Here is a 10,647-nt window from a genome sequence, read left to right as displayed (position 1 = left end):
GAGTTGATGTGACATGGTCAGGCTCGAAGGTTAAAAATGAATTGTCTCATGCGCGGGACTTATTCGCATCTTCCTTAACAATGGACTTTAATTTACCTACCTTAGCGGTATTGTTGAGCTCGCTATATAATAATGAAGCTCGATGGACTTGGTCTGTTGTAGGTCGCGAACGTACAGATTGATATTCTAGAACATCGCCATTTTTATCTGTTATCGGTGTCACAAATGCCGAGACCCAATAATAACCAGATCCCTTACATTTATTCTTAACAAGCCCCATCCAACTCTTGCCAGATTTGATATATTCCCACATCTGTGCAAACGCTGCCTTTGGCATGTCATCACTTCGAATTACATTATGAGGCTTTAAGAGTAGCTCTTCCTCTGAATAACCTGATACTCTACAAAAACTATCATTACAATAAGTTATGTGACTATCCACATTTGTTGTTGAAATAAGGCTATCTTTAGTTGAAAATTCAACATTCTTGTCCATCATAAAAATCCATTCCATACTGCTAATATTTAGAGGCTTTTTATAGCTCCGTTAAATTGACAACAACATTAACAGTGAATGAATTCTAGTATATTGATTGACGTCACGGGTTGAACAAAAGATCAGTTTATATTAACAACCCCTATAATCAGGTTTTTATATAAACAACCCCTTATAAATGTGTATTTAATACATTGACTATTTATGCCGCTTTCAGAGTATGAGAAGGCGAAAAACCAAAGAAGCGTTTATATTCGCGGCTAAACTGGGAAAAACTGTTGTACCCCACCTGATAACTGGCTTCATTGGCGCTCATACCTTGCTTAAGTAGAGCTTGTGCTTTTTGCAATTTGCTCGATTTAATGTATTGCATGGGTGGCACATGCATTATTTGCTTAAAGGCGTTAAAAAAACGAGTTTTGCTCATGTTGGCGAGATCAGCTAGCTCTTGGACGTGAATGGCTCGATTCGTGTTGTCATGAATGTAGTTCACCACTTTTGAAATAGGTTGAATGTCGCCATATTGATTTAGCAGCATACGCAATGCACTGCCGTGCTCGCTGGTCAACATTCGGTAGTAGATTTCGTCAATCACTTGGTCGCCGAGTATTTTGGCGTCTAGCGGGTCTCGACTCAGTTCCAATAACTTAATAAACAACCCCACCAGAGACTCGCTGGCTTTTCCTATCATCAAAGAAGACGATTTTTCTGTGGCCACCTCTGAGGCGCCACCTTCTAAGCGCTCAATACGTAACACCATATCGGCAAGGCGTACTAGGTTGATGTCTAACGACGCCGACAACAAGGGGGTTTTATGATCCGCTCCAATCACCTCTGTACTCACCGGCATGGGTAAAAAGTTGATAAAGAAGTCGCCAGACTCGTAGGTAAATGAACGGTCGCCTACATAACACCGTTTTGACCCTTGCCCCATCAAACAAATAAGCGGCTCGTAAAAAGCATGTGTTTTGGACTGAGGTTGAGACGCTCGAAACACACCAACACCAGGAACCAAAGAAGGCGTGAACCCTTCCTCAAGGGCGTACTGTGTAAGTAAGGTAGTAAACACTCTGAGCGGTTCAGCCATAACAGAGCTCCTTAAAGTAAATATGAAAGATACATGGGATATTACTCCGACTAAAAACAAGAAACACCTTGTTTACACATTTCAAACCAAATCTGAACTATTAGGCATGATTAATGGCATTTTATGCCTGCAAATCGCCAGATAATCACACTATAGTGCATATATACAAAACAACCTTATCGCAGAGGAATTAAAATGAACAACTTCGATTACTACAACCCCACGCACATTGTCTTCGGTCAGGATCGTTTAAATGAGCTAGACAAACTCATTCCTACCGATGCCAAGGTGATGATTACCTTTGGTGGGCAAAGTGCGAAAAAATACGGCACAATAGACACAGTTAAAGCTGCACTAGGCAAACGAGACATCATTGAATTTGGTGGTATCGAGCCCAATCCTCAGTTCACCACGCTCGTAAAAGCTGTCGATGTTGTTAAAGCCAAGCAGGTCGACTTCTTGCTCGCTGTGGGTGGTGGCTCTGTTATGGATGGCACAAAATTCATCGCGTTAGCCGCGAAGCATGACTCAGAAAATTACCAAGAGCTTTTGTTTCATGGATTTGCGCCAGTACCTGCGACTCAGGCGCTTACTTTAGGTTGTGTGGCAACGCTACCAGCCACAGGGTCAGAAATGAACATGGGCGGTGTCATTACTTATAACGCGCAAAAATACCCATTCATGTCACCTTTGGTATTCCCTAAGTTTTCAGTGTTAGATCCAGATTTAACAAAAACTTTACCCAAAGAACAAATCGCCAACGGCGTTGCCGATGCTTTCGTACACGTTATTGAGCAATATCTTACCCAACCTGTGAACGCGAAAGTTCAAGATCGTATTGGTGAAGGCGTATTAAAAACCCTCATCGAAGATGGCCCTGTAACGCTTGCCGACAACGACAACATGGACGCGCGTAAAAACTTCATCTGGTCAGCCACAAACGCGCTTAACGGTATTATTGGTGCAGGCGTACCACAAGATTGGTCTACACACATGATTGGTCATGAAATGACAGCACAATTTGGTATCGCCCACGGTCGAACCTTAGCGATTATCTTGCCGAACGTGTTACGAGAGCGCAAAGAACACAAACGTGCAAAATTACTGCAATTTGCAGAACGCGTATGGGATATTAATGAAGGCACCGACGACCAGAAAATTGATCTGGCCATTGATAAAACAGAGGTCTTTTTTAACTCCTTAGACATAGTGACAAACCTGACTCATTACGGCATCGACGACGCTGGCATCGACAACGTGGTTAAGAGTATGGAAAAAATGGGCCTAACCGCTTTGTCTGAAACCGGCGACCTCACTCTAGACATAGTGCGTAAAATCTTGATAGCCACCAAATAGGCATCCGTCGCACCCTGTTGCGCCACAAGAAAGCGATCATTTAAAAAAACAAAGCGGCATACAGAACACCCTGTATGCCGCTTTTTTATTGTCTTGTTTTATACTATTTGGCCATTCATTAGGTGACCTTTATATTAATAACCTCTAATATTGAACTTTTTAATCGTATAAGTCACTAACACTGCGAAAACGACGCAACTCAATTATTGCGCACAAAGCTCATCACAAGGAATTTTGGAATGAATAAAAACAGTAAGCTGGTCATCATTGGTGGCGGTTTTGCAGGCGCCCGCGTTGCTCAAGATCTCGCTAACGCAGGCTTTACAAACGTCACCTTGATAGACAAAAAAGATTACTTTGAAGTCACTTATGCCACGCTTCGCACCCTAGCAGAACCAGAGCTGGGTCAACGCTCAAGAATGCCCTACTCACAGTTTATCAAGGGCACGTTTCTTCAAGGCTCCGTTGTGGCGCTAAAAGAAAATCACGCTGTATTAGACGATGGCAGTCTCTTTGAATTCGATCTGGCGGTGATTGCCAGCGGTTCATCTTATCCCTCTTTCCCCATCGCTAAGTCACAACAGGCGCTTTCTATCGCTGGTCGCGAGGAAGAAATCAGCGAAGCCAACCAGACACTCAAGGTTGCAAAGAACGTGCTTATTGTCGGTGGTGGCATAGTAGGCGTTGAATTAGCAGGTGAAATCGCCGATCACTTCCCTGAAAAAACCGTCTCCCTCGCCCATAACGGCAACCGTTTAGTACCTGAGCTAAAAGCCAAGGCCAGTCAAACGGCCGAGAAACAACTTAAAAAACTCGGCGTTACAGTGCATAACAACAAGCGCGTTACAGAAAGCGACTCCCTTTATCAGCAAGCGGACCTTGTTTATCAATGTGTTGGCGCTTTGCCAAACACCAAGATGCTGGAAAGCCATTATAGTCAAACCCTAGATAGCAAAGGAAGAATCAAGGTCAATACTCAATTTCGAGTAGAAGGCACGGAACATCTTTTTGCGTTGGGCGATTGCGCTAATGTGCCAGAAGGCAAACTAGGCTATCTGGCCGACCAACAAGCCAGTGCACTGGCGAAAAATATTATTGCGCTAGCGGCCAACAAGAGCATGAAGCCTTACAAGGCGAACCCGATGATGTCGCTGGTTCCTGTTGGTCGTCAACAAGGTTTCGTGCAACTTCCCTTTATGGTGACCACATTGAACCTAATGGTAAACATGAAACAGAACGACTTATTTATCTTAAAGTCGTACAAAAACCTCAGCGCGTCTTAATCACACATTCTTCGTCACGTGTTCTTAGGCGCACGTACTTAGTCACACAAGCTGCCAACAATAAAACGTAAGTAACGCGTTTTACTGTTGGCTTTTTAATATAGTCATAAATAATTAACAAAAACTATTGGGGCATATAATTTATCAATGACGTCTATTTTGTGATTAAATAGTGGCTATGTTTGACCGACGGCACAAAATAATAACCTTTTCCGTAGTTGTTATAACCAATGTGCATTAGATGAGAAGATAGCATTGAAAGCAGTCCCTTTACGCTGGTTAATCGTCACCCCTTTTGTTGTGCTTGCGCTGTTAGCGGGTGCGGCCATGTATTTCTTCTCGACCATTACCATGTCGAATATTGCCACCACAGTGGGCACTCAATACATCAAAGAAGTGGAAGGTCGAATTTACGACAGGGTAAACAACTTCCTCGAACCGCTGAATACCATCATCAACATAAACCAAGCACGGTTTTCTCAGCAGCCAGAAGTGTTAAACGATTTAACTCCTCTGGCTGTACGCTTTTACGAACAAGCGCGCCTGTATCCACAAATGACGTTCATTTCTGTCGCTACCGCCGATGGTCGCTACCTCGCCTCGTCTCAAGACCCCATCAACAGGGGCAAACACAATATGGCGGCCAACTACGCAAACGAACCATTAACGATGGAAGGCTTTTATTATGACCCATTGCGCGGCTTAGGCGAAAAGATCACCACAGACCCAACCTTCGGATACGACCCTAGAATACGACCTTTTTACACAGACGCACTGACAGAAAAAGACACAGCATGGAGTACGATCACACCTTACTATGGCTACCCAACTTTAGGAGTAGGTTTGTCAGTCCCTATTTATGACCAAAACGGCGAAGTACTTGCAGTGACGGCTACCAGCATGGCGCTAGTAGAGCTGGACAACTTCTTAAAATCACTAGAGCTTATTGACGATGCTTATGTGTTTATCGCTGAAGAAGACGGCGCTCTCATTGCGACTTCACAAACTGAAGCATTGTTTGAAAAAACACCCACAGCCACCACTCGAGCTCGGCTTGAATACAGTGATAATGAGGTTTTGCGTTCTGCCAGCCAAGATTTAACGACCAGTACACAAGAACTCACCGTCAACGACGACGACTACTTATACTACATTCACCCTATTGCCTTGCCTCACAATAAAACCTGGCTTATTGGCATTTTGATTCCAGCCGCTCACCACGAAAGCTTATTGGCCGCTTACACCAAAAGCACCATTTCGGTCACACTAGTGTTGTTTTTATGCATTGGTTTTATCGGTTCTCTCATCGCCCACTACATTGGTAAACCTATCCAGCAGCTAAACAGAGCCGCAAACCATGAGAAGCTAAGCAGCATACAAAACTTGCCTCAGCCACTGAGTTCTATCAGTGAAATTAACTCGTTAAGCCAAGGGCTGATTAGCATGGCAGACACGCTCTCTGACATTTTGCATCATCTCGAACAAAAAGTGATGGACAGAACCGAGCACCTGCAAGACGAAAATGACACGCTGTTAGAAACCACCCTAACCGATGAGCTAACCGGCCTACTGAACCGCCGAGGTTTAAACGCAGCCTTAAACAGCGCCATTGACGATTACCATAATAAAGCGCAAGACTTTGTCTTTGTTATTTGCGACATCGATCACTTTAAAGCCATTAACGACGAATACGGCCATACGACTGGTGACGAGGCTCTGGCGGCTGTTTCTCATTGTCTAAAGAGCACTCGCTTTGGTGCGGACATTGTGGCGCGGTATGGTGGCGATGAATTTGTATTGGTGTTTGTCAATGTTGACGCAAATGACGTGATCGAGAAAATTCAACGAGTAAGACAAGAATGCGAACGTGCTGCAACCATGGCACTGCCTGTTACCATGAGCTTTGGTTTGGTGAAAGCCAGCAGCATAGATACAGTCACCATGGAAAGCATTATTCAACACGCTGACATCAAACTGTATCAGTCTAAAAACAGTGGGCGAAACACCATCACTTGGTAACGCTCGACAGCCGGAACGTCTAATCAATAGCATCACAAAGCTGTCTGCATTGAATCAAAAGCGAACAGTTTCTTTAACTTATCTCGACCACTTTATTGTTATTGTTTTGATTGCTTTGTGTAACCTTTTGTACGCAAACGTAGACACACTAACCGCCCTTCATGTAATTTGCTGACAAGTATTAACACTCAATTTTTATATTCTCTTCAAGGACGACATTTGATGATTTTTATACACAAACGCACCTTGCTGTAAAAATTATTTTCTCTTTCATTTCTACTATTACTCTTCAATTTTTTTGGTGTGCCTTTCATGTCTAAATTACAATCAAACTCCAAAGTTTCAACTAACAATCCACTTGAGAAAAAGAAAAGTTTGGTCATATTAGAAGGTGTTTTTTCCCTGTTACAATCCTTAAAAGAAATACATCCTAATTTATCCGCTCCAATTGATAAAGCCATTTTATCTTGTCAGGGTCTTCTGGTTTCTGAAAACATCGGGGCAATTTATTCGCAGTTGGTCATCCTGTCGGATCATATTAGAAAAGGCATGAGATCAGACAAAGAAGACATTAAACAGGCTATTTCAACACTGTTGAGTAATTTTTCTTCCTTCGATCAACGAATTTTCAATAAGAAACAAGAACGCTCAATTCTTACCTTAAAGTCCAAATTACGCTCTGGTGAATTATCTATTCATGAATCATTAGATGAAATTTCGTCTATTTCTCAAGACATTTCCATTGCTGTTAGCTCGGCTATTCAAGCTACCTATGGCGGTAAGAGCCTTATACCTAGCGCTTATTCTGAAGGCGTTGAAAAAATAATGCACGCCGATATAGCGATTGCAACGAATAGGCTGAGTGTTGATTTAGACCGGTTAAGTACCATTTTAGTTAAAGAGAACCCCAAAAATGATGACATCAGAGCCATCAGAGAAGAGGTAGTTGGATTAAAGGTACACGAAGGGAAAACCAAGTTTTTTGAATCCATGGACATACTGTCGAGATTGTCGTGGTCTATGCACAGAATTAACGATAGAAGAACAGAAAAAGAGAAAGAATACCTCGGAAATCTAGCCAGTTACTTGAAATCCATGGCCAATAAAATAAGTGACAGCAGCACAACAAACGACAAATCATCACGATCATTGTCCAGTTTTGTCAAACGCTTTGATGGCTTTATCGAAGAGCTGGAACACACTGGCAACAACGAAGTCAATGTCGACACCATGCGTGATCAAATGCTGTATCAGGTAAAAATGATGCAGTCTTCGATGAACGATTTCATCAACAATCAAAACCGCGTTATTAGAGAGCAAAAAGACATTATTGAGTCCCAGCAAGCACAGATACTCAGTATGGAGAGTAACGTCGCAACCATGTCTAAAAATCTTGGCATTGCTCCTCAAGAAATGCTTAAGGACAACTTAACCGGAGTCGCCAACAAACGAGGTTACGATCTCCACTGTGAACAGTTACATGAAAAATGGAAAAACAAACAGAACACCGGCCCATTAAGTATGATTGTCATTAACGTTGATCATTTCGAAAAAATCAATGACATACATAATCGGGATGTGGGTGATCTCATTGTTACTTGGCTAAGTGATGTGATCAAAAACCTTGGGAGCAGCTACAAAGACCCGTTTTTTGCTCGTTATGAAGAAGATTTATTTGTCATTTGTACAGAAGGGCTGTCCCCTTTTGAAGCACTTTCTTTGATAAAACGCATTCAGACGTATGTTCAAAAAAACCCTTTTAATTCCAGCTATTATCAGGTGTCTCTAAGCTTAACAGTTTCTATTGGCTTAGCTTTTTTTATTGATGAATACGATGCGCCTCAAGGCGTTTTCTCTTTCGCTGTTAAAGCGCTTAACCAATCCAAAAGAAAAGGCCGTAATCAAGTGTGGATTAGCCGAGCGTCGCTCATATCCGAAAAAATTGGCCCTTTAACGGCTGGCAAAAAATAATTATTTCAGTCCAGAAAAAGTATTGAATCGTAACTATCGCAAATTCATTTCCAAAGCGAGAAAGCCATGAGCGAATTAATAGAAGAAGCCATTTCCTGTCCCTATTGCGGAGAGGTTATTGATGTCATTATTGAAACTTTAGACGATGACCAAGAATACATCGAAGACTGCCAAGTGTGCTGTCGCCCCATTGTCTTCAATATCGGGGTCGACTTTGATGGCTCACAAACCATATCGGTGCGTTCAGAGAACGAGACTTACTAAACAAACCCTAACAAGGCACTAAAACCCAAGCAACGATGGTATTGTCATAGCCATCTTGTCGTTTATATTCTCGGTAGCCGCTGGACGTTGCGGCACCAATTATGTAGGCGGTATTTTCTATTGTGGCGATCGTAGCAAACGTGCCGTGCCGGACTAATTCGGACTTATCAATATCTGGCCGAAAGAAGCTTCCCACCTGATGATAATCTGAAGAGCTGGCAATCACTTTCCCATCTAATGACGTAAACAGCGACTGGCTCCCCTCTTTTACCACGCCATTTTCCTTTGGCAGAATATCTTTCAAAATCGCGGTGAATTCTGTTGCCGAGTCAAACACGATACCAATACCTCCGACCACCTTATCAGGCATATCTGGATGTAATATTCCTGCATTATAGATGTAAGTGTAATGTCCATCACAACACTCGAAAGGCATAAACTCAGACACACTGTAACGATAAATATCTGTACATTCTAGCGCCTCTTTACCACCCGAATTTACTTCGATCGGTTGACCTAATTTGTCTGCATAATGGTCGTCTGAAAAGGCGACATAGTGTCGGTTTTTATCGTAAACATACAAAGTATGATAAACCGTATACAACGAATGAATCTTCCCAAGGATATGGCGAATCCTGTTGGTATTGACTTCTTTACCGGCTAATAATGTTTGCAGAGCACTATTAAGCGCCCACCAGCGACAATCGTTTGCCCGTTCGTATAAATTACGATCCATGATGTTTACGGCCAAACTGGCTTGTAGGCGTATGGCGTTTAGCTGACCCGATATAATGGTGGAAAACAAAGCGGAGATGGACGTCTCAAACACATTGTCTATGTCTCGACCTATTTGCTTAATCGCTTCTAATACCGGCACAAACTCTACCGCGTCTTCTCGTGCTGCGGTGATAATCCCGTTCAAAACAATCAATTCTAGATCATCGTTAATGGCGATGGATTTGCAGCGAATATCAAACAAGTCAGGGGATATTAAGCCGCCTAGATCTAACTGATCTTCCTTCTTGCTTGACACATCCTCGTCACGTTGATCCATGTTTGCCAAGGCCAACAATGATACCGTATGCCAGTTATCTGGTCCCGCATACCCTTGATAAGGCTGCCCCTTCATAACAACTTGAACCGAGTCTTTACGTTGAATAGACACGATATCTAACGGCTTATCCAGTTGTACTCTTCGTGGGCAATCTTTAGCTGTACTTTGTGGTGCGAAAATAATATCGCCCGCACCGTTTGCAAGCAAAAAAGGATTCTTTTCCTCGGTAAATAAAAGGTCGTTCGTTATGCCTTCAAGTTCATTTTTAAAACGAAAACATAAGACCAATACGCCAACTACCTTCTCTTCATAGAAAACCGCTTGCGCATATAAAAGATAAGATTGTTGGTCTGGAATTAACGCCGTGGGACCAAAATACTCAACATATTGATCTGGTATATCTAATGCTTGTTGAATAAAAGATTCTGAAAGTCTTCCGCGGCGCTCTGGCTGACTTAATTGAAACACGAGATTTTGATCCGCTGTCACCAATATAACATCACGATAAACAGAATAAATATCAGCGTAAGCTCGCATTTGTGTCGTCATAAACGTTAAATGCTTCTCTCTGTTACCTATATCACTCAAAAAATGAATTATATTCGAATCTGTAGCTAAAAAACCGATATCAGCGGTTCGCTCAAATAAGTTTCGAATAAGCACATCGATTGCCATTTGGCAGCGCAACACATCCTGCGCTATGATTTTTCGAGCATGTTCATTGGTTAAATTTTCAATCAAGCGTTTTTGCAATATATGAAACTGGCTTAATGTGCTGTCCATATCCTCTAATATAGTAGACGCGACTTCGAAGCTATTAATTTTGCCAACCAAGGCGATTTTTTCCCACCACGAACTTAACGACTGCAAGGTTTTATCGTACCGCTCTACTCCTTTAATGAAGCGTTTAATAGTTGTTTGATTTAAAGCTAAAAACGAGTCCACAATACAATCCCGATATAAACATTAGAGATTGCTGAAAAAGCAAGTTACTTGCCAGTAAACCCACACAAACAAATTCAAACACTTATGTATGATATAAATCAAAAAATAAAACATTTGTATCATATTATCTGAGTAAGCTAGATATTCTGCATAATGTCACCATAGGTTTTGA

At 42.1% G+C, this 10,647-nt stretch carries 9 protein-coding genes; 5 read left to right on the top strand and 4 right to left on the bottom strand.

Annotated elements, in window-relative coordinates; translation table 11 throughout:
- Window positions 1-46 precede the first annotated feature (46 nt).
- Together J9B83_RS11360 and J9B83_RS11355 are read right to left on the bottom strand one after the other, a co-directional pair.
- Window positions 47-499, bottom strand: a complete 453-nt coding sequence (locus J9B83_RS11360; protein WP_236037258.1) for a PAS domain-containing protein — start codon at window positions 497-499, stop codon at window positions 47-49.
- A gap of 199 nt (window positions 500-698) precedes the next feature.
- On the bottom strand, window positions 699-1,583 hold the full coding sequence (locus tag J9B83_RS11355; protein ID WP_211536863.1) for an AraC family transcriptional regulator: 885 nt from the start codon (window positions 1,581-1,583) through the stop codon (window positions 699-701).
- A 195-nt stretch (window positions 1,584-1,778) separates the two neighbouring features.
- On the opposite strand from J9B83_RS11355, the gene J9B83_RS11350 reads away from it, so the two are divergent.
- From J9B83_RS11350 to J9B83_RS11340, 3 genes are all read left to right on the top strand, one after another.
- Entirely contained in the window at window positions 1,779-2,939 is a 1,161-nt protein-coding gene (locus J9B83_RS11350; protein ID WP_211536862.1) for an iron-containing alcohol dehydrogenase, read from the top strand.
- 239 nt (window positions 2,940-3,178) lie between these two features.
- Window positions 3,179-4,222 (top strand): NAD(P)/FAD-dependent oxidoreductase, encoded by a 1,044-nt coding sequence (locus tag J9B83_RS11345; protein ID WP_211536861.1) that lies wholly within the window; start codon window positions 3,179-3,181, stop codon window positions 4,220-4,222.
- A gap of 255 nt (window positions 4,223-4,477) precedes the next feature.
- Complete coding sequence (locus J9B83_RS11340; protein ID WP_211536860.1) at window positions 4,478-6,241, top strand: sensor domain-containing diguanylate cyclase; 1,764 nt, start codon at window positions 4,478-4,480, stop codon at window positions 6,239-6,241.
- Window positions 6,242-6,447: 206 nt separating this feature from the next.
- On the opposite strand, the gene J9B83_RS11335 is transcribed toward J9B83_RS11340, so the two are convergent.
- Complete coding sequence (locus J9B83_RS11335; protein WP_211536859.1) at window positions 6,448-6,702, bottom strand: hypothetical protein; 255 nt, start codon at window positions 6,700-6,702, stop codon at window positions 6,448-6,450.
- A gap of 88 nt (window positions 6,703-6,790) precedes the next feature.
- Here J9B83_RS11335 and J9B83_RS11330 point away from each other — a divergent pair, with 88 nt between their 5' ends.
- Window positions 6,791-8,212 carry a GGDEF domain-containing protein gene (locus tag J9B83_RS11330; protein WP_211536858.1) on the top strand — a complete coding sequence of 474 codons (1,422 nt, stop codon included), beginning with the start codon at window positions 6,791-6,793 and terminating at the stop codon, window positions 8,210-8,212.
- Between the two features lie 66 nt (window positions 8,213-8,278).
- Window positions 8,279-8,476 (top strand): CPXCG motif-containing cysteine-rich protein, encoded by a 198-nt coding sequence (locus J9B83_RS11325; RefSeq protein ID WP_211536857.1) that lies wholly within the window; start codon window positions 8,279-8,281, stop codon window positions 8,474-8,476.
- A gap of 7 nt (window positions 8,477-8,483) precedes the next feature.
- On the opposite strand, the gene J9B83_RS11320 is transcribed toward J9B83_RS11325, so the two are convergent.
- On the bottom strand, window positions 8,484-10,475 hold the full coding sequence (locus J9B83_RS11320; protein WP_211536856.1) for a cache domain-containing protein: 1,992 nt from the start codon (window positions 10,473-10,475) through the stop codon (window positions 8,484-8,486).
- Between the last annotated feature and the right edge of the window lie 172 nt (window positions 10,476-10,647).

Source organism: Marinomonas vulgaris (genome assembly GCF_018145875.1).
In the GTDB taxonomy this organism is placed as follows: Bacteria; Pseudomonadota; Gammaproteobacteria; order Pseudomonadales; family Marinomonadaceae; genus Marinomonas; species Marinomonas vulgaris.
Note: the sequence above shows the minus strand (reverse complement) of the source record. Positions and strands in the feature narration are given on the sequence as shown.

Excerpts from the sequence above, each read along its gene's own strand:
- J9B83_RS11355 (WP_211536863.1), bottom strand. The coding sequence starts at position 1,583 with ATGGCTGAACCGCTCAGAGTGTTTACTACCTTACTTACACAGTACGCC.
- J9B83_RS11345 (WP_211536861.1), top strand. The coding sequence starts at position 3,179 with ATGAATAAAAACAGTAAGCTGGTCATCATTGGTGGCGGTTTTGCAGGC.
- J9B83_RS11325 (WP_211536857.1), top strand. The coding sequence starts at position 8,279 with ATGAGCGAATTAATAGAAGAAGCCATTTCCTGTCCCTATTGCGGAGAG.
- J9B83_RS11350 (WP_211536862.1), top strand. The coding sequence starts at position 1,779 with ATGAACAACTTCGATTACTACAACCCCACGCACATTGTCTTCGGTCAG.
- J9B83_RS11360 (WP_236037258.1), bottom strand. The coding sequence starts at position 499 with ATGATGGACAAGAATGTTGAATTTTCAACTAAAGATAGCCTTATTTCA.
- J9B83_RS11335 (WP_211536859.1), bottom strand. The coding sequence starts at position 6,702 with ATGGCTTTATCAATTGGAGCGGATAAATTAGGATGTATTTCTTTTAAG.
- J9B83_RS11330 (WP_211536858.1), top strand. The coding sequence starts at position 6,791 with ATGAGATCAGACAAAGAAGACATTAAACAGGCTATTTCAACACTGTTG.